The organism is Flagellimonas sp. 2504JD1-5, from assembly GCF_053618295.1.
Genome location: NZ_JBSIOU010000002.1, coordinates 463,376 through 481,440 on the forward strand (window position 1 = coordinate 463,376; position 18,065 = coordinate 481,440).

17 protein-coding genes are annotated in these 18,065 nt (G+C 40.7%); 6 read left to right on the plus strand and 11 right to left on the minus strand.

All coding sequences use genetic code 11. The features are described 5' to 3' along the window. The first annotated feature begins 5 nt into the window (after positions 1–5). Positions 6–1,091, plus strand: coding sequence for a DUF2652 domain-containing protein (locus ACULLG_RS11580; protein ID WP_452126952.1), 1,086 nt, complete (start codon positions 6–8; stop codon positions 1,089–1,091). Here ACULLG_RS11580 and ACULLG_RS11585 read toward each other — a convergent pair. Further along, on the minus strand, positions 1,088–1,408 hold the full coding sequence (locus ACULLG_RS11585) for an ArsR/SmtB family transcription factor (RefSeq protein WP_452126953.1): 321 nt from the start codon (positions 1,406–1,408) through the stop codon (positions 1,088–1,090). The genes ACULLG_RS11580 and ACULLG_RS11585 overlap by 4 nt on opposite strands. Beyond that, complete coding sequence (locus tag ACULLG_RS11590; protein WP_452126954.1) at positions 1,398–1,826, minus strand: SRPBCC family protein; 429 nt, start codon at positions 1,824–1,826, stop codon at positions 1,398–1,400. Before ACULLG_RS11590 ends, ACULLG_RS11585 begins: the two co-directional genes overlap by 11 nt. 135 nt (positions 1,827–1,961) lie before the next feature. On the opposite strand from ACULLG_RS11590, the gene ACULLG_RS11595 reads away from it, so the two are divergent. The 3 genes from ACULLG_RS11595 (at position 1,962) to ACULLG_RS11605 (ending at position 6,390) form a co-directional block, all read left to right on the plus strand. Further along, positions 1,962–2,381, plus strand: a complete 420-nt coding sequence (locus tag ACULLG_RS11595; RefSeq protein ID WP_452126955.1) for a DUF3052 domain-containing protein — start codon at positions 1,962–1,964, stop codon at positions 2,379–2,381. Positions 2,382–2,479: 98 nt separating this feature from the next. Beyond that, the gene (locus ACULLG_RS11600; protein ID WP_452126956.1) at positions 2,480–5,734 is read left to right on the plus strand and encodes a VPS10 domain-containing protein; all 3,255 of its coding nucleotides are present in this window, start codon (positions 2,480–2,482) and stop codon (positions 5,732–5,734) included. Positions 5,735–5,787: 53 nt separating this feature from the next. Beyond that, the gene (locus tag ACULLG_RS11605; RefSeq protein ID WP_452126957.1) at positions 5,788–6,390 is read left to right on the plus strand and encodes a class I SAM-dependent methyltransferase; all 603 of its coding nucleotides are present in this window, start codon (positions 5,788–5,790) and stop codon (positions 6,388–6,390) included. Positions 6,391–6,394: 4 nt separating this feature from the next. On the opposite strand, the gene ACULLG_RS11610 is transcribed toward ACULLG_RS11605, so the two are convergent. After that, entirely contained in the window at positions 6,395–7,024 is a 630-nt protein-coding gene (locus ACULLG_RS11610; protein WP_452126958.1) for a hypothetical protein, read from the minus strand. Between the two features lie 34 nt (positions 7,025–7,058). Beyond that, on the minus strand, positions 7,059–7,529 hold the full coding sequence (locus tag ACULLG_RS11615) for a hypothetical protein (RefSeq protein ID WP_452126959.1): 471 nt from the start codon (positions 7,527–7,529) through the stop codon (positions 7,059–7,061). Positions 7,530–7,694: 165 nt separating this feature from the next. Here ACULLG_RS11615 and ACULLG_RS11620 point away from each other — a divergent pair, with 165 nt between their 5' ends. Beyond that, positions 7,695–8,489 carry a hypothetical protein gene (locus tag ACULLG_RS11620; RefSeq protein WP_452126960.1) on the plus strand — a complete coding sequence of 265 codons (795 nt, stop codon included), beginning with the start codon at positions 7,695–7,697 and terminating at the stop codon, positions 8,487–8,489. A 64-nt stretch (positions 8,490–8,553) separates the two neighbouring features. On the opposite strand, the gene ACULLG_RS11625 is transcribed toward ACULLG_RS11620, so the two are convergent. Then, complete coding sequence (locus ACULLG_RS11625; RefSeq protein ID WP_452126961.1) at positions 8,554–8,958, minus strand: hypothetical protein; 405 nt, start codon at positions 8,956–8,958, stop codon at positions 8,554–8,556. A 143-nt stretch (positions 8,959–9,101) separates the two neighbouring features. Here ACULLG_RS11625 and ACULLG_RS11630 point away from each other — a divergent pair, with 143 nt between their 5' ends. Beyond that, positions 9,102–10,241 (plus strand): helix-turn-helix domain-containing protein, encoded by a 1,140-nt coding sequence (locus ACULLG_RS11630; RefSeq protein ID WP_452126962.1) that lies wholly within the window; start codon positions 9,102–9,104, stop codon positions 10,239–10,241. A gap of 262 nt (positions 10,242–10,503) precedes the next feature. Here the strand turns inward: ACULLG_RS11630 and ACULLG_RS11635 are convergent, their stop codons facing one another. The 6 genes from ACULLG_RS11635 to ACULLG_RS11660 form a co-directional block, all read right to left on the minus strand. Then, positions 10,504–11,460, minus strand: coding sequence for a DNA/RNA non-specific endonuclease (locus ACULLG_RS11635; RefSeq protein ID WP_452126963.1), 957 nt, complete (start codon positions 11,458–11,460; stop codon positions 10,504–10,506). A 65-nt stretch (positions 11,461–11,525) separates the two neighbouring features. Continuing rightward, complete coding sequence (locus ACULLG_RS11640; RefSeq protein ID WP_452126964.1) at positions 11,526–11,804, minus strand: hypothetical protein; 279 nt, start codon at positions 11,802–11,804, stop codon at positions 11,526–11,528. A gap of 47 nt (positions 11,805–11,851) precedes the next feature. Beyond that, on the minus strand, positions 11,852–13,360 hold the full coding sequence (locus tag ACULLG_RS11645) for a S8 family serine peptidase (RefSeq protein WP_452126965.1): 1,509 nt from the start codon (positions 13,358–13,360) through the stop codon (positions 11,852–11,854). Between the two features lie 546 nt (positions 13,361–13,906). Continuing rightward, positions 13,907–14,578, minus strand: coding sequence for a hypothetical protein (locus tag ACULLG_RS11650; protein WP_452126966.1), 672 nt, complete (start codon positions 14,576–14,578; stop codon positions 13,907–13,909). Between the two features lie 147 nt (positions 14,579–14,725). Next, a complete protein-coding gene (locus ACULLG_RS11655; protein WP_452126967.1) occupies positions 14,726–15,685 on the minus strand; it encodes a porin family protein in 960 nt (319 codons plus the stop codon). 369 nt (positions 15,686–16,054) lie between these two features. After that, complete coding sequence (locus tag ACULLG_RS11660; RefSeq protein ID WP_452126968.1) at positions 16,055–18,037, minus strand: alpha/beta hydrolase-fold protein; 1,983 nt, start codon at positions 18,035–18,037, stop codon at positions 16,055–16,057. Between the last annotated feature and the right edge of the window lie 28 nt (positions 18,038–18,065).

Below are 18,065 nucleotides of genomic sequence, written 5' to 3' on the forward strand. Positions count from 1 at the left end.
AAAAAATGTCCAAGTCGCTACTGTTCATCCCTGATATCTCCGGATACACAAAATTTATTCAAACAACGGAGGTTGAACATAGTCAGCATGTTATCTCAGAACTTTTGGAGGTTTTGGTGAATGCCAATACCCAGGAATTAAAATTGGCAGAAATTGAAGGGGATGCACTTTTCTTTTATAAGGAAAACGAAATTCCATCACAAGAGAATCTTTTGGCTCAGATTGAATCCATGTTCACTGCATTTTACAGTCATCTGAAAATGCTGGAGAAAAATAGAATATGTCCATGCAACGCCTGTGCAACAGCTCCAAATCTTGAATTGAAAATTATAGCACATAGCGGACATCTACAACATATTGAAGTACAGGGAACCCGCAAACCATTTGGAGAACAGGTCATAGAAGCGCACAGACTGTTAAAAAATTCTGTTGATAGTGATAACTACGTTTTAATCAGTAGAACTTTGGCATTGGACATTATGTTGTCACCCTATTATTCAAGTAAAATTTATAGATTCAGACAGGGTTCAGATGCATACGATGATAAAGAAGTGGAATACATTTATTCGCTGATTGACCCTAAAGAGTTGAAACTTCGAAGCTTTTCAAATCCAACCAAGGTGTCTTTTGATCATTCAGCTCCGGTAGCAGTGAAGGAACAATATCCGGTTTCGGCAGAAGCGCTATTGGAATACGTTACAAACTATTCGTTACGACATCTTTGGACAGAAGGAGTGGACCGATTGGATTTTAACGAACATGAAGTGACAAGGGTAGGGTCGGAGCACACCTGTGTAATAAATGGAAAGCATTTTAACTTTACCACAGTAACCAAAGAACCCAAGGAAGGAAGCATTATATACGGCGAGCTTTTGACCAATCCACCGCTTGTGGATGAGCTTTATCAATTCTACCATTTTTCACCAAAATCAGAAAATAGCAGTGAACTGGAAATAGAGGTATTTTGGAAGGTAAAGTCACCAATAAAAAAACTGATTGTCGCCCTTATAGGTAAGAAGCTGTTCCGGAAAAGTGTTGATAAGGCCCTATCCGGTTTGCTTCAATTTACACAAAATAAAAGCGGAGCTTAGTTGGTATCCAAATAATTTCCAAGATTGTCCAAAGTAGTATCCCAGAACTTCTCGTAAAAGCTTACCCACTCGGTAATTTGCTTTAAAGGCTTCGCATCCGCAATACAGAATCGTTCCCTACCACTTGACGTAATTTCCACTAAACCCGCTTGCTCCAAAGTTTTGATATGCTTGGTAACTCCCTGTCGACTAATGTCGAACTGACCAGAAATCTGGGAAATGGATAGGGCAGAGGAGGCAATGATCAAGGCGTGAAAAATTTCACGCCTTTTTGGGTCTGCAATAGCTTTTAAAACTTTGGTGATGTTATCCTGCATGCACTTCTTTAGTTAAGAATGAACTTAATTTGTTGATACAATCGTCCCATCCACCATTATAATCATTGAAGTATTTAACCGCTGTTTCTCCCGGGTATTTGGAGATTCCTGAATGCTCCAGATACAATTTTGTGCCCATATCCGTTTCAACAAGGTTCCAGCTTACCAAGGTTTCTGTTGTTGTGTTTTCCACCATCCAAGTATAGACCAGCGTATATGGAGCGGCACTTTTAACTTCTCCGGTAATATTCATACATCCATGATCTTCACTTGAGGTAAAGGTATACTGATAGCCTACTTCTGCCTTAAAATCGGCTTTTATAAACCAAGTTGATATTTCTTCGGCTACGGAAATGGCATTCCAAATTTTTTTAATTGGGTGGGCAAATACATGCTCTTTGGTGATTACATCTTTCATAATATTCGTATTTTAGAGTTAATTATGCAACTAATTGGTTGCTAATATACGAAAGAAATTTTAATGTGCAACTTTTTGGTTGCTATTTATTCATAAACTGTTGTTACCTTTAATCAAATTCAATATAGCTTCACCTTGAAATCATCAACCGGTTATTCAGGAACACCACTTGCCAAGAAACTGGGGATTAAGGAAGGTTTCATCATGCTTGCACACAATCCCCCCAAACAATATTTTAATTTGTTTTCAGATTTTCCTGATGATGTAATCATTATTGATAGACCAAAAGGAAACCCACTTGACTTCATCCATATTTTTGCAACAACATTTAACGACCTGCAGCAATTTGTAAATCAATACAAACCCTTTCTTAAAAAGAACGGAATGCTTTGGATAAGCTGGCCCAAAGCTTCTTCAACTATCCCAACCGACTTGAAACGAGATCCCATCCGGGAGTATTTACTTTCTCTAGGACTGGTCGATGTCAAGGTTGCTGCAATCGATGAAGATTGGAGTGGATTGAAATTTGTTTATCGACTTAAAGATAGAGGCTGAAAAATCCTTGCAGAACAAATTATTTTCACATTTTTTTTAGAATCAGGGCTAATGCTTTTGGTTATCTTTCAATGCTAATTCAACGAAAACCAATTCATATGAAATATTGCTCAAAATTAACCTATGTCCTAATCTTTACTTTTCTATTTTCTTTAAACTCCTTTTCCCAAAAACCAGACTCTACCACCTTCAAAGGTTTGGAGTGGAGAAGTTTGGGACCAGCATTGACATCTGGTCGGATTGCAGACATTGCCATACATCCTAAAAACGAAAGTGTTTGGTATGTTGCCGTAGGTTCAGGTGGTGTTTGGAAAACCAGCAACGCGGGAACAACCTGGAAACCAATTTTCGACAAACAAGCTAGTTATTCTATTGGCTGCGTTGCCATTGACCCCAACAAACCAAGTACCATTTGGGTTGGCTCGGGTGAAAATGTTGGAGGCAGACATGTTGGTTTCGGAGATGGAATCTACGTAAGTCATGATGAAGGAAAGACCTGGAAAAATATGGGGCTTACTGCCTCAGAGCACATCTCCAATGTTATCGTGCACCCAGAAGATTCAAACACCATCATGGTTGCAGCACAAGGTCCGTTATGGAGCAAGGGTGGACAACGTGGTTTCTATAAATCCACAGATGGTGGAAAAACCTGGAAAAAAACATTGGGTGATAACGAATGGACTGGTGTTACAGATCTTGTGATGGACCCCAATAATCCGAACATTCTTTATGCGGCAACTTGGGACAGACACCGAACCGTAGCCGCTTATGTTGGCGGTGGTCCTGGTTCTGGCATTCATAAAAGCACCGATGGAGGTGAAACATGGTCAAAATTGACGACTGGAATCCCAAAATCGAATCTTGGAAAGACAGGATTGGCTATTTCACCATTCAATAGTGATGTGATCTATGCAGCCATCGAAACCGATCGTAGAAAAGGAGGGCTTTATATTTCAAAAAACCAAGGCGCTTCGTGGAGTAAGCAATCTGATGCCATTTCCGGTGGAACAGGCCCGCACTATTATCAAGAATTGTACGCTTCGCCTCATCAGGAAGGTAAACTGTACCTCATGAGCAACTATGTGCTGGTTTCTGATGACCATGGAAAGCATTTCGAACAAATGAATGAAAAAGGCAAGCATGTGGATAGTCATGCGATGGCCTTTAAAAGTTCAGACCCCGATTATGTTTTGTTTGGAACTGATGGAGGTTTGTATGAATCATATGATCTAACAAAAACATGGAGATACTTCAGCAACCTTCCCATTACACAATATTATAAGGTTGCAGTGGATGACTCCGCACCCTTCTACAACATTTATGGAGGAACACAAGACAATGGTTCCCATGGAGGTCCAGTAAGAACACGTAGCAGCGCCGGAATCTTAAATTCTGATTGGTGGGTAACCCTTGGTGCAGATGGACATCAATCTGCCACTGAACCTGGAAATCCCGATATCACCTATGGTGAATTTCAACAAGGGTGGTTATGGAGAATAGACCAAACCACTGGTGAAACCGTATTTATTCAGCCCCAGCCGGCAGCAGGGGAACCGCATGAACGATTCAATTGGGATGCTCCAATATTGGTGAGTCCACATAATCCTACACGACTGTACTTCGCATCGTATCGTGTTTGGAAATCTGAAAATAGGGGAGATGACTGGACCGCAATCTCTGGAGATCTTACCCGAAATGAAGAGCGATTGGCGCTACCCATTATGGGAAGACAGCAAAGCTGGGACAATCCATGGGATGTCTTGGCCATGTCCAATTATAACACCATCACCTCATTGGCCGAATCGCCAGTGCAGGAGGGCTTGATTTATGCCGGTACTGATGATGGGATTCTTCAGGTGACTGAAGATGGTGGAAATACTTGGCGGAAAATCATGCTCGGAAACATTAAAGGTGTTCCGAACAGGGCTTTTGTAAACGATGTTCGAGCGGACCTTTATGATGCCAACACAGTCTATTTGGTTTTGGATAATCACAAAGAGGGAGATTACAAGCCTTATTTGCTGAAGAGTAGGGATAGAGGTAGAACCTGGTCCTTTATGAACGGAGACCTTCCAAAAAGATTGGTTACCTGGAGAATTGTTCAGGATCATGTAAAACCAGGATTATTGTTTGCTGCAACGGAGTTTGGCATTTATTTCAGTAGTAATGGAGGCGTCAATTGGTTGGAACTTGATGGTGGACTCCCAACAATATCCTTTAGGGATATCACCATACAACGAAGAGAAAACGATTTGGTAGCCGCTTCTTTTGGGCGTGGTTTTTATGTTTTGGATGACATGTCGGCTCTTCGTGACTTTGATACTTCAAAAATGAACGAAGCCGCATTATACTCGGTCAGACCAGCCTATTGGTATGTGGAGAAATCTGGAATGTACGCTCAAGGAAGCAATCAATATGTTGCAAAAAACCCGGCATTCGGTGCCACCTTCACCTATTATCTTCCAGAGAAATTAAAATCATTGGAAGCAACTCGGAAAGAAAAAGAAAAGAATCTAAATAAGAGCAAAAGCAATGTTTCTTTCCCAGGGTGGGATGCTTTGGATGCGGAAAAGAATCAAGATAAGCCATCCATTGTATTATTGGTAAAGGATAGCCAAGGTAATGTTGTCAATACCGTAAAAGGAACCAATAAGAAAGGGTTTAATAGAGTTGCATGGAACCTTACCTATGCGGATAGGACAGGGGTAAAACTAAAAAATCCAAAAAGTGATGACGATGATGATTTTTTCGGGTCTCCCTATTTGGCAACACCTGGCAATTATTCTGTTGAGTTATATCAGCGGGTAAATGGAGGTTTACAACAACTTTCCAGTGCACAAACATTTGAAGTAAAACCATTGGCCAAAGGAGCATTACCTGCAAAACCTACTGCTGAAATAGATGCCTTTAGGGAAATGTACCAGGCATACAGACAAGATTTATCTGCCACCAATTCGGTTCTTGGAAAAAGTTTGGAAAAAGTGGATGCAATGAAACGCGCCTTTGATGAAGCGGAAAGACCAACAGAGGCTCTCGCTACAAAAATTAACAATGCCAAAAGTCAATTACAAGAGCTGAACAAAGTCATGAATGGCAGTCCGGCCAGAAATGAAATAGGAGAGAAGACCCCGCCATCGCCTCAAGATGGTAGCTTCGTTGGCTTAGTAGCATTACGAAACACCTATGGACCAACAGGAAATCAAAAGGCGGCCGTTCAACGCGCCAAAAATCAATTGGAAAGCCTTAAAAGTGAATTAAGCGCACTTTCGAATGCTGTGTTGCCTGCAATTGAAGCTGAACTTAAAGCAGCGGGAGCTCCATGGATTGAAAGTCAAGGACTTATACAAGATTAAGATTATAAATGAAAACTCACCGTTCCTTCCTCTTTTTTACACTATTAGTAGTCATGGGACTCCGGGCCCAATACAGTAAGGAAGATTGGAAGGAACGCGATGAGTGGATGAAAACCGAAACTTTATTGGAGCTGGCCGACCTATCCGACAATGATAGGGTCGCCGATATCGGATGCCATGAAGGCTATTTGAGCATCCATTTGGCGCAAAAAGTGAAAAACGGACGTGTTTATGCCGTTGATGTCCGTGAAGATCGCCTAAAAACTTTGCGTGAAAATGCAGGTGACAGGAATCTTAAAAACATCATTACCATATTAGGGGATTATGATGACCCCAAACTGCCAGAACGAGAACTCGACATGGTATTTGTTATTGATACCTACCACGAAATGGATTCGCATGAAAAAATGTTAAGACTTATTCGACGCTCTCTTAAACCTGGAGGTAAGATCATGATTCTTGAAAAATTAAAGAATTGGGTAAAGGGTAAATCAAGGGCAGATCAGGTAAGTTCTCATTCCCTTGGACCTGAATATGTTCGGAAAGAGCTGCGACAAGCCGGATTTACCATAATTTCAGAAATAGAAGATCATGGGCCGTGGGAGCGCGAGGAGAACAAGCAAATGTGGGTGATCATTGCGCAAAAGACTCCTTAAAATCTCATTCTTTATTCAATTCCTCCTGCAATTGCTCATACGAAGCTATCCAACTATACAATTTTCCACCTAAACTGATAATAGGATTGGAAATGGAATCCATCTCTTCAGAGGATTTAGATAAAAACTTACCGAGCTGCTCCTTAACCTCAGGTTGCTCACTCAGTGAAACATTTCTGAAAAGATAATTGTCTACGGTAAGCTTGGAAACTATACTGTCACAAGTTGCGCAATTGGTGGTGCTGTAAATGGTAATCTGTTTTTTGGGTTTAATCTTAGGGGGTGGGATATCCAGTTTTTCATATTCCTTTTTCAACGCCCTACGTGAAAGGCTATCATTGACCTTCAGACTTTTGGTAAAAACAGGTTGTTTGTCCCTAAAAAGAATAACGGTTTTCAAATTCACTCTTGAGGTTGCGGGAACATGAATCCATCTAGGTCTGGCAGCACTCTGTCTGAAGTTCTTTCCCTTCACCTCAAATAACACATCGTAAGGGGTAAAGGTTTTGTTTACCGCATAGAAGGTAACCCGATTATTGGATTTTTTCTCTTCTATTTTAATTGGGTTTGCCTGTGAATTCAGCTGAAGTGAAAAGAAACCCAACAAAAGAACATGAAATATGAGCTTGTGCATCATCATAAGTTTTATAAATAATCCAACATGGGCATTATGGCCTCAAAGTATAGACATAGCTAAGTATACCAGGTAAATCATCTCCAATCTGGTTCACTAATTGACCATTGATTATATTAAAAGGGTTGGGCGCATCATCACCACTAAAAGACACCGAGGTTTGACTTGCACTCCAAATCCCAGTTGTTGAATTGGTCCCTGAGCAGTCAGCGAAAAATTGACCTCCGGTGATTGTGGTGACATTAATAACGGATTGTTCGAGGGTCCAAACCAAATCACCATCAATTAATAGCGTCCCTGAAATACAATCAACTTCATCCAACAGGTTAGTGGAAGCTGTTCCATCATTATCAATATCCTGTGCGCTGCTAATATTGACCTCGACCAAATCCCAGATACCGATTACGGCGGAGTTTAGGGCGTCGGTCCCGGCATCATCATCGGAACTACAAGATGAAAGGCCAAGGAATAAGGCCAAAACTGAGAGCGTTTTAAGCATTTTCATGATTCTATCTTTTTCAAACAATATTTACTGTAAAATAATATAATTTTTAGAAAAGCAGTGAAAAGCCCATTTTTTAACAGTTATGTATTTCATCGATTAGTAGATTCCAAAAACACTAAAAACAGCTGCTCTGCGTTCACCAAACGTAACCAAAACTTAAGTACTATGTACAGACTCACAAGAATCATCTCTTTAGTTTCGTTTTTAAGCCTAGTTTTAGTAGTTGTCCAAGGATGTAGCGAGGACGCGGCAAATCCTTTAGGCGATGGGCAAGAATTGACTCAGGCTGAGCTTAAAACCATATTGGAAACTGATGATATTACGGGATCAGTAGATACTGTTCTAACGGAACTTTTTGCAGGCAATACAACGGGTAAAATTACCCAAAAATCCAATGAATGCTATACCGTTGAACAAACCCAAACAGGGTATGTCGCCACTTTTAACAATTGTGTCCTCAATGGAACAGAAAATATTAATGGCACCCTTACCGTAACCTATAAACTTGAGGGGGAGACCATTTCCTATACGGCAACATACGCAGATTTTTACGTTGGAACCATAAAATTGAACGGTACCAGAACATTTGTTCTTGGTGCAGGAGCAGATCAGAGTTCAATTTCCTTTACCGTGACCAGCGAGTTGTCGATTGTAATGGAAGATGAGAGCGAAATTACCGAAAGTGGCACTAAAACTTTTAGTTTCACCTTTGGTGATGGACTTGAAAATAGCGGGTTTAGCATCTCTGGAAGCTGGACCATCACTGCCGATGGCAATACGTATAGCATAGCGACCGTTGATGACCTTCAAGGCAGCTTGGGATGTGAATATCTTACCAGTGGTAGCATGACAGTATCTAAAAATGGATTACAAGTTACCGTTGATTTCGGTGATGGGGAATGCGACAATGTAGCTTCTGTGACCTATCCTGACGGAACTGTGGAAGACATCGAACTATAAGATATCTCCCTTATAAAATAAAAAAGCATCGACCGAGGTCGGTGCTTTTTTTGTTTGTCGTTTTTTATTGGGATGCCAATTTCAAGGATTTCTTATATCGAATCAACCCAATGGTCTGAAAGGTGGCAAACACCGCTACCAAAAGGTTGGTGCCGATGGTCAACAAGGTTCCGCCCATGCTTATTTCGGAGGCGACCAAACTTAGGGTATACAATCCGAGTAGGACGTATAAAACGTCGAGGACAATGATTATCCAAACCAGAATGGTGGGTACCTTTTTCCGATAAGCGGCCAGCAGAACCATGCCTGCAAAAATGAAGAGTTGCAATGAAAGGGCCATGGGTTGCCCATTGGCCATTTCATTGATCGCAATAACCGTGCTGCCCAATATGAGTGTCACCGCCGCCATGGTCAACGAGAAAAATCCGTTGGCTTTGAGTGCGGTGCGTAGTATCGTTAAACCTTCCATATCTATTTTATTTTGATAACAAGGTTAGGGCACAAGCGTGGTAATCGCGTGTCTGTAGCTTTAGAATGACCCATTTTCTAACTCTGGATTCGGTGATGGTAATGAAGATCTTACATTTGTAGTATGCGGAACCATTTTTAATTGTGGAACACTTCTCCGAAATAACATTTGACCTTTGGTCGGCCCTTTTAATTTTTGGGCTATTGCAGGGAATATTTTTCTGTGTTGCCCTTATGGTAGGGTTTAGCGGAAGAAAATCGAAGTATTTCTTGGTCTCGCTGGTGATGGTAATCTCTTTGAATTTGTTGAATTACCTGATCATCAACACGAATTTATATACAACCCTGCCGCATTTGGCGCATATAAGCCTTCCCTTATTGTTTTTGATAGGCCCCTTGTTCCTGTATTATATCAAATCCAGCTTAACGGATCAATTGAAGCTCAGCGCTACGGATCTGTTGCACAGCATACCATTTTTGGTGGCGGTGGTGTTTATGTTGCCGTTCTTTGGATTGGCAGGGGAGACCAAAATTGAATTTTTACAGGCCCAGACACGGCCTGGAGGTCAGGAATTTGATGCGGCCAGCAAGGTGTTCACCATGGCGCAGATCATCCATAGTTTTATGTATGTGTTAGTGGCCATGCGCTTACTGAAAACAAAAGACTTGGCGACCCATTTAAAAGGTATGGACAGGAAGGTAGGCTGGTTAAAAAAGTTTGCGGTTGGATTCTTACTGTTCTGGGTTGTTGATTTCTTGGCGGTGCTCTGGTATTTTCAGCAGGGATATATTGATATCAGGGCCTATTATCTGACCATGTTCTGCTGTGCATTTGCGATCCATTTGCTGGTTTTTATGGCTATGGGTAGGAATAGGGTATTTATGGAAGTCTTTTTGGGGTTGACCAAGCCCAAATACCGGAATTCAAAGCTTTTGGAAGAAGATTTAAGCAAACATTTGATGGAAATCAGGGCCTATATGGATGCTGAAAAGCCGTATTTGGACCATGAATTTTCGCTCTCCAAATTGGCCAAGGACCTGAACAAGTCCAAATATTTGGTCTCACAAGTGTTGAATGTAGAGTTTGGCAAGGGCTTTTACGAATTTTTAAACGAGTATCGCTTCGAAGAAGTAAAACTGCGGTTAAAGGACCCACAGTACAGACACCTGACCATATTGGCGATTGCATACGATTCTGGGTTTAGCAACAAGAATACCTTTAATAAGGTTTTTAAAAAGCAAGCCGGAATTACACCCTCGGAATATCTACGGTCTGTGTCGTAACGGCTTAATGCAGCCATATCCTTTGTGGTTGCGATAAATGAAACAGTACATAAGGAGGGAATGAAAAACGGTGCGAATCTGGGTTACTGAATATTCTATTTTACATAATATGGATTATAGTACAAATGCCCTTTGTTCAGTTTTTAGCGGTTGGCATTAGATAGCTATAATTCCTCATTATGTAAAATATCCCTCGTGTTTTCGGTGTGAATCCTAAGAACTCAAAATTTATGCAATTTCTAAGGTTTAACGAAACGATTGTCTAAAGCACAATGTCGCGCATTCTTGTAATTGCCGCAGTACCTGGCGAAGTGGCCTCACGTAGCAATTCCTCTCTAAGATCCGGATTGACTCCACGTGCAGCTTCAAAGGGTCCTGACATTCGCCTGGCCAGCACTTCTCGTGCCATAGATATTGATGTGGTGCGTCTTTCGCCCTGTTGATCAAATAACAATGGGTCAAATCTGCGCAACTCCGGAAAGCGCAATCCTGTCAGTACTTCGATTGTTGTTAATCGAACCTGTTCCAGTACAGGTGCAAAATCTAGTGGGGTGTCACTGTCATAGTCACGTTGCCATACTAAAAAGCCTGCAGAACGCATGGCTCCATTCAATCTTACGGTAATTACCTTCCAAAACCCAGCAGGAATCCTGATTGGAACCTCATTGGGACCATTTGTGTGCTCTGGATCGTCTTCGGTAAACACAGGTCCTGTAAAGACGCAGGCACGTCGACCGTCGCTTTCAACACGTTCCAACATCCAATCTTCTATCTCACCCCATGCATCATCATGTAAATTTCCGTGTTGTGGTGCGATGTTGGACCACAAATCACTTTCGAGTTCGGCAATCGAGGCCTCGTCCCGGTCTCCCCAAGAAAGACTTTTGCGCCGTGCCAGATGCCCTCTATCCCATGGGTTAGGACCAAAAACACCATCACGACTCTGCCGATAACCACGGTTATTATCGACTTGAAGTGTGGCGGGTTGAATCTGTGGATCTTCGTCAAAATCACGACTGGTAAACTGAGCAGATGACAAGGTGGCACCGTCTATGTTGTGTGCGGAAACAAAAGCGAAACCACGTTCTTGATTGAATAGTATCGAATGTCGTGAATGGTGGATATAGTCACCCCCAAACGCCCTTGATCTTACGGAATCATTGGGAGTGGGAAGTGGAACAATCTGTTGACTGTCAATAAATTCTGGGTCGTATGGCATAATAAACTCTTTATATTAACAATTGGATACCTTTGGACATCCTCTACCTGTCCTGTAGCAATCACCTATTCCGATTCATCATCAAAGTCCAAGGTATTCCACCTTTTTATGAATTTGGGAATAGTACTTCTTTTATGCTCAATCAAGGGTTCTATATGAAAATTGTCAGTTGACAATTCCTTTTCGATTTGAACAACCCCGTCTTCATCTGTGGAAACAACGATTCTTTTGTCACGGTAGTTACTTATCAATTCAACGTTGAGCATTTTTTGGATTCGTTGGGTCCATTCCGGATCTGCAAATTTCTCTTTACCCCTTTTGATCGCAATGATATACTTTTCCATGATTTTAAAGATACGCATCCTTTCATACAATCCCTATTGCCACAAGCCTACACATTGGGCATTCCTTCTCCTTGAAATATGGGATTCATTCCAATGGATAGCGCATTCTTTCTCAGTAAGAACTTTGCCATTAAAGCTTTGGATTTGTTTCTGGGCATCGCCATGTATTCGTTTGATTTTGAAATTATCGCTGCCAAGGCACCACATACCAACGGACTGGCCATTGAGGTTCCTCCCATGGAAGCATAAGGCGCAGTCAATCCAAATCTTTCGGGTACTGTTGATATGATTCCCACACCCGGTCCTGCGGAAAAAATCTCAGCTCCAAAACAGCTGAAATTGGCATGATACAAATTGTCATCACCAAATCGAGCACTTTCCTGAGGTAGGCGCATAGAAGGTATACTGCCGTTGGGGCCCCAACCCAAAAGTCCAATAGCGGAAACCGCTATGGTCTCGGGGAAAGCTGCAGGGAAAGCTACTGGCCCGTTGGAATTACCGGCAGCACATATACAAAGTGTTCCCCTTTCAAGCGCATCAACTATGGCATCCCTCTCAATTTCAGAACCAACTGAAGCACCTAAACTCATATTAATTAAATCAACCCCTATTTCTTTTGAAAGTTCATCTACGGCATTTGCAATATCTCCTTGATTCGCGCCTTGTCCAGGAGGAAACACCCGTGCAGAAAATAAGTTTGCCCCGGGAGCGATTCCACCATATTCTTCTGAATCTCCAGTTCTTGCCCCTATGCTACCGCTAACATGGGTACCATGTGAATCAACGTCCGCACCACCCATTGGGTCAAACCCACCATCAATAAAAGAACCCACATCATTCGCATGAATTAGGTTTTGGTGAGGTCCTATGCCGGTATCTATAACACCAACATTGACGCCACCACCGAGGTCTTGATCAAATCGGCTAATTCCCATTTGACGATGCCACCATCCCTTAAAGGCACCAGCTTTAGGCAATACCGGGAGGGTAACCGTGATCGTGCGCTGCACCGGCCCTCTTATAACCATGGGCCAAAAGCCACCAGCCGGAACTACGATGAGTGCCGAAGGCATAAAAAAACTGGAAAATCTAAAGTTCACAATTCCGGAGGAATCCGTTATGAGTTCAATTTCCCTTCCACCTTCTTGGGGGGAACGAAGAAAGAGTATGACCTGTGCTCCTTCTACTGGGTTGCCTTTACCTCTGACTTTTACAGTAAGTTCATCCATATCACCAAATTCAAACGGGGCTAATAGTTCATTCCGATTACTCAAAAGAAAGTCCATGGGCCTGATGTTATCATTGAAATGGAGTATTTCAGGCTCAACAATGACATCATTCGGCAAATCATTTCTTTTGGCTTCAATTTCGGCAGGATTAGCTTCAAATACTATGGTCTTTCTGGAGGTTTCCTGTTTTGGCGCATTCTCTTTAATGATGCTAGACCCAAACATGAATTTACTTGTCTTAACCGTTTCAATTGAATTCCTTGATGCCAGTTTTTCATCGGTTTGAAACTTACCGGCCCTTCTATTTGACATGATATATTTTGCCATAATTTTTTATTTAAGGAGAATATGTATTTAAATTATCATAGCCCTGAAGCCATAGCGTAAACTCATTGCTTTTATACATGGTTATACGCACCTATAGTTGGATATTTTTCGGGGGAGAATAAAACAGTAAATCACTGATTTAGAACACTCTAATATAAAAAATGATGATTAAACCTCATTAAAGGAAAACCTTAAAAATTCTGGGGTTTTTGTGTTATTTCAGAGTGTTTTAGGTAGTTTTTATTAACAAACCAGGTTTTAGCCATTACACACACTCACCTCCCCCGCTCTCCTATTTCCCTCTTAAGCCTCGAAGGATTCGTTTATGGTTCGGCAAAACAGTATTCCATTCCCTTTTCAAAAGAAGTTTTTACAATAAATTTTTCAGAAAATGTGGTATAAACTTGGCCAGCGCACCACCTCGCCCCTACTTCAAAAGGTTTACAAAACCTTTTTCATTCGGCCGTACCAAAGCTCAAGTTACATTACGTAAGAACATTATAGTACAAATACCCTTTGTTCCGTTTTTAGCAGTTGGCATTCGATTTATTTATCCTTGGAAACACATTTGTTAAAATCATTAAACAGTGAAACCAAGGGCTTGGTTTGATACCGAAGTTTTTCAAACCTCTTTTTGGTGAAACTCTCACAGTATAGAGCATTCCACAATTGCTGTCTAAACCAGTTGTTCTCCGCTAACCCTCTATTATTCTTAAGAATTTTTCGGACATACTTATTTTCATTCGTTATACGTGTTGACGTCCGGTAAGGTTTATATACCAGTTGCTCTATGACACCATCTCCCTTTTTGTAAAAAAATCGGGTAAAATAGTTTTCGTGATAATAAAACAATGTTGCGCGGCCATCAACAAGTACCTCCAAAAAAAGTGTTTCCTCTACAAATTCAGGATTTTTGTCATAGCTTAAATGAATTATGCTATTGCTTGACCGGTCAATAGCTACCTTTTGTCTTGAATACTTAAACTCGCCTGGCACAGAAAATTCTTTGATTGATTCAATTGTTCCAATATTTTTTTCCGAATCTTTTGTTAGCTTGTATGCGATTTTTTTAGGTGCATAGCTCCAGCCTGCATTTTTAATATAACATTCTATACGCTCGCCCGAATTGTTCACAATATATCCTTTTTCAAATTCTATTTGCGAATGGGCAATTGTTGTCATTGCTATCAAAAGCAATGCTGTCAACTTAATATTCATAGTTGGGTTGAGTTTGTCAAATTTAATTGGACCGATACGTTTGCAATCATATGTGCGATTTTCTTTAGAAGATTTTTTGGTCATTATCTAATTAATTATGCAAAAATATCATGTCTAGAATAGTTACTATTTTCTATTGTTTTTGTCTTAGAGTGTAAACCCGAAAATAAAAGATAAAGTCTCATACTCGGAATTCCAAAACAAAGCATTGATTGCTCTTGGACTTCCTAAATATTTAATTTCCAAACTATATCGATTCATAACCTTAATGCCAGTACCAACAGCCCAATGCGTTTCTCTTCTAAAAGCCAAAGGGTCATTGAAATTGGAACCGTCTGATCTTTTGAAATCTACCAATGAATCAAAATCAAAATCCGCAAAATGATAAGAGGCATTCACAAATAGTTTGGTTGAATGATTTAAAAATAGGTAATGTCTTATACCTATAGGAAGTTCAATAGAATTATATTTTAGCGCACTTTGAATCATACCACCGGAAATATCTTCTGAATTAATGATCAAATTAGACTTATAGTATTGATAAGTTGGTTCAGCTATAACTGCCCATTTATTTTTATTAAAAGGTAATACGAATTCGGCCTCTAATCCAATCCTAGGGTTAGTTTTGCTTCCAAAATCTAAGTTTCTACGTGATTCGAAATTAGGATTACCCATACTAAATGACGACCTGTTAACCCCAATTCTTATTGATAGATTAAACCATCTACTATTATTGATTTTATTTTGAATTATTTCGTCACCATAATCCATAAGATCAATATCATCAAAGAAAACCGTCAATAGTGATTTGGAGCGAAGTTCAAAACTTTCAAGTTTTTTCCTAACAGAGTCCAATTTTTTTCTAGTATATGGTAATTGTTGTTTACACCAATTATCAACATAATGCAACCCATTATTAGCAAATATTTCCTCGACATACTTACTTCCATTTTTTTTCTTATGGAAGCACCCTTGATCTATATTTTTTCCAAAACAGCCCCTAGCGCTGTCATATGTATTTACAGTGTAATCTTTTTCATATTTTATATGTGAGTAGGACAATGTTGTGATGGTCATCGCCACCAAAGTCAGAAATCTAATATTCATGGAACACTTGAATGATGTCGGTTTGGTTCAGTTGTAGTAAAGTTTCCACAATTGTATTTCAAACTTACACCATTTATACTAAATTAATGTGAGATTGTTTATGATATTTTAACAATATTCCGCTTCTGCTCATACACTTTCACCTCCCCTACTCTTCTACTCCACTCAAAGAATTTCGAAGAATTCATTTGCGGTTTGGCAAAACCGTATTCTTTGCATTTTAAAGTGGGAATTTTAGCGCACCTTTTCAAAAAGTTTAGGAAAGCAACAACCCAAGAAAATTGTAGTACAACCGGTAAAAAAACAACCCCAAGCATTGCCTAGGGTCATTAAAATCTTATTATGTTTTTTTATCCGTAAAAAAAATAATTATTCTTTACCAAATGCAGGTACAACGGTTTCAAAAATGGGCTTCATAATTTTGTCATCATCCCGGTCATAACCAGAGATGACCATGGTCAAATCAAGTTCTTCCACGACAATAACACGCTGTCCACCGCCTCCCCAGGCCAAGGTCATATCATAGCTTTTGTTACCAACCTGTACTGGTGTGTGGTACCAAAAATATCCATACAGATAATTCTTGGGCATCCAATCTATCGCTGGTCTTACAATACCACTGGTAGCTTTTTCTAGATAGGCCGCAGAAATGAACTGTTCCCCATTCAATTTGCCCTTGTTTTCCACTAAATGCCCAAATTTGAGCATATCGCGAGGCACAATGCTGGCCTGCCATCCTGCTTGTGGCAAACCGCTGGCATGTTTGGACCATTCATAATTGGTAATACCGAGTTTGTCTAGAAACTCTTCCTGTATAAAGTCCTCAGCTGTTCCGGGCACCACGGCGTCAATAACCGTCATGACCATCATGGGATTAAAATTGCCATACAAATAGGTCTGGGTCTCCTTGGTAATGGGCTCACTACGTTCAAGCAGTGTCTGCACCAACCCCTTCCCTTTTAGTGTAACGGAATCGTTTTCAACTTCTTTCCATAGTTCCCGGTCAATCGTCAATCCCCCTTGCATGGTCAATGCCTTATGAAGGGTGATTTTCTCTGTTCCCTTTGTGAATTTTTTAGGGTCTAAGTCTTTTAAGAAATCAGTCAAAGGTCTGTCCAGGTCTTCCATGGTCAGATACCCTAACTGTATAGCTCTTCCCAAGATCAAACTGGTATACCCTTTAACGGCAGACGCTTGTCCGTGTGGTAAATTGATACGGCCTTTTTTATAATAAGACTCAAAAACAAGCTTGTTTTTGTGCGAAATCAGCAAGGCGTCGTAGTTTCCATAGTTGCCTTCAAAAATTTCTTGGGCAACATTTAGGATTGCGTTCTTTTTATTGCTGTCCATGGATAATTCACCAACGGATATCCCATCTTCCCGATCCTCGGGAGCTGTGCTCACAAAGGCATTATTAAGGAGGGGGATTTCCCGGAATGATGCCTGGTAGTCCGCAACTGCAATGTGGGACATCGAGGATGACAACCAGGCGACACTTTCTACAGCGATCCTTGGGAAAGCCGTTCCGTGATCACCTTCAATGGTTTTGCTCTGCACAGATACCCTTAATTTTGTTCTAGCCCTCAGTAAATCCTTAAATGCCTCCGTAGTTTCGTCCCTTCCTTCCTCCAAGGTGCCGTAAGCCATAAATACATTGGCATGCAATGTCTTGCTCTTATCCGACTCGGCAGCTACAAGTTTGTCATTGATCTCCGATAGATAGGGTATTATACTTTCGCTCAATGGACTGCCAAGAATATAATTATCAAAAGTATCAGGCTGGGCAAGTAGTATGTAAGCACCGAATGCACCGCTTAGGGAGTAACCGAAATAGCTACGGCTGTTGGGATCGGTTCGATAGTTTTTATCCACATAGGTAATCACGTTGTTTCGAATAAATGCCAAATGATTTTCGGCTTCGCCAAATTTCAGTTTGGGATGATTGGGGTTTGACTTTTTCCAAAACGAATAATCCGTAAATCGGCTAGCATGCGCCCCATATTGTTCCTTTAAATCTTCTGCCACGTCCTTCTGCCAGGAAATTCCGACTAGAATAACATCTTCCAGCATAAACTCCGCGGCCCCGGATAGCATTTCGAGATGCCACATAGCATCGGCATAATAAAGGACAGGATAGGTTTTATTAGGGTTCTCAGCATAATCTTCTGGCAACTCAACATAAAGTTCGTAGTTCCTTGCTGTGTTGGTATCTTTTATCGGGACAACCTGGATCTGTGGCAATACCAAGGAAGCACTGTTTGTTGATGGGGTTCCTTTTGCGCCATTCTCCTGGGCAAAGGCAGTATTTATACTAATTGTTAGCGTTAGCACTACTAATTTGATGACTTTCATTTTGAAATTCTTTTTGTTGATGATATAT

What these genes read in the sequence shown, in the direction of transcription:
- ACULLG_RS11580 (WP_452126952.1), top strand. Translation starts at nt 6, where the DNA reads ATGTCCAAGTCGCTACTGTTCATCCCTGATATCTCCGGATACACAAAA.
- ACULLG_RS11585 (WP_452126953.1), bottom strand. Translation starts at nt 1,408, where the DNA reads ATGCAGGATAACATCACCAAAGTTTTAAAAGCTATTGCAGACCCAAAA.
- ACULLG_RS11590 (WP_452126954.1), bottom strand. Translation starts at nt 1,826, where the DNA reads ATGAAAGATGTAATCACCAAAGAGCATGTATTTGCCCACCCAATTAAA.
- ACULLG_RS11600 (WP_452126956.1), top strand. Translation starts at nt 2,480, where the DNA reads ATGAAATATTGCTCAAAATTAACCTATGTCCTAATCTTTACTTTTCTA.
- ACULLG_RS11605 (WP_452126957.1), top strand. Translation starts at nt 5,788, where the DNA reads ATGGGACTCCGGGCCCAATACAGTAAGGAAGATTGGAAGGAACGCGAT.
- ACULLG_RS11610 (WP_452126958.1), bottom strand. Translation starts at nt 7,024, where the DNA reads ATGCACAAGCTCATATTTCATGTTCTTTTGTTGGGTTTCTTTTCACTT.
- ACULLG_RS11615 (WP_452126959.1), bottom strand. Translation starts at nt 7,529, where the DNA reads ATGAAAATGCTTAAAACGCTCTCAGTTTTGGCCTTATTCCTTGGCCTT.
- ACULLG_RS11620 (WP_452126960.1), top strand. Translation starts at nt 7,695, where the DNA reads ATGTACAGACTCACAAGAATCATCTCTTTAGTTTCGTTTTTAAGCCTA.
- ACULLG_RS11625 (WP_452126961.1), bottom strand. Translation starts at nt 8,958, where the DNA reads ATGGAAGGTTTAACGATACTACGCACCGCACTCAAAGCCAACGGATTT.
- ACULLG_RS11635 (WP_452126963.1), bottom strand. Translation starts at nt 11,460, where the DNA reads ATGCCATACGACCCAGAATTTATTGACAGTCAACAGATTGTTCCACTT.
- ACULLG_RS11640 (WP_452126964.1), bottom strand. Translation starts at nt 11,804, where the DNA reads ATGGAAAAGTATATCATTGCGATCAAAAGGGGTAAAGAGAAATTTGCA.
- ACULLG_RS11645 (WP_452126965.1), bottom strand. Translation starts at nt 13,360, where the DNA reads ATGGCAAAATATATCATGTCAAATAGAAGGGCCGGTAAGTTTCAAACC.
- ACULLG_RS11650 (WP_452126966.1), bottom strand. Translation starts at nt 14,578, where the DNA reads ATGAATATTAAGTTGACAGCATTGCTTTTGATAGCAATGACAACAATT.
- ACULLG_RS11655 (WP_452126967.1), bottom strand. Translation starts at nt 15,685, where the DNA reads ATGAATATTAGATTTCTGACTTTGGTGGCGATGACCATCACAACATTG.
- ACULLG_RS11660 (WP_452126968.1), bottom strand. Translation starts at nt 18,037, where the DNA reads ATGAAAGTCATCAAATTAGTAGTGCTAACGCTAACAATTAGTATAAAT.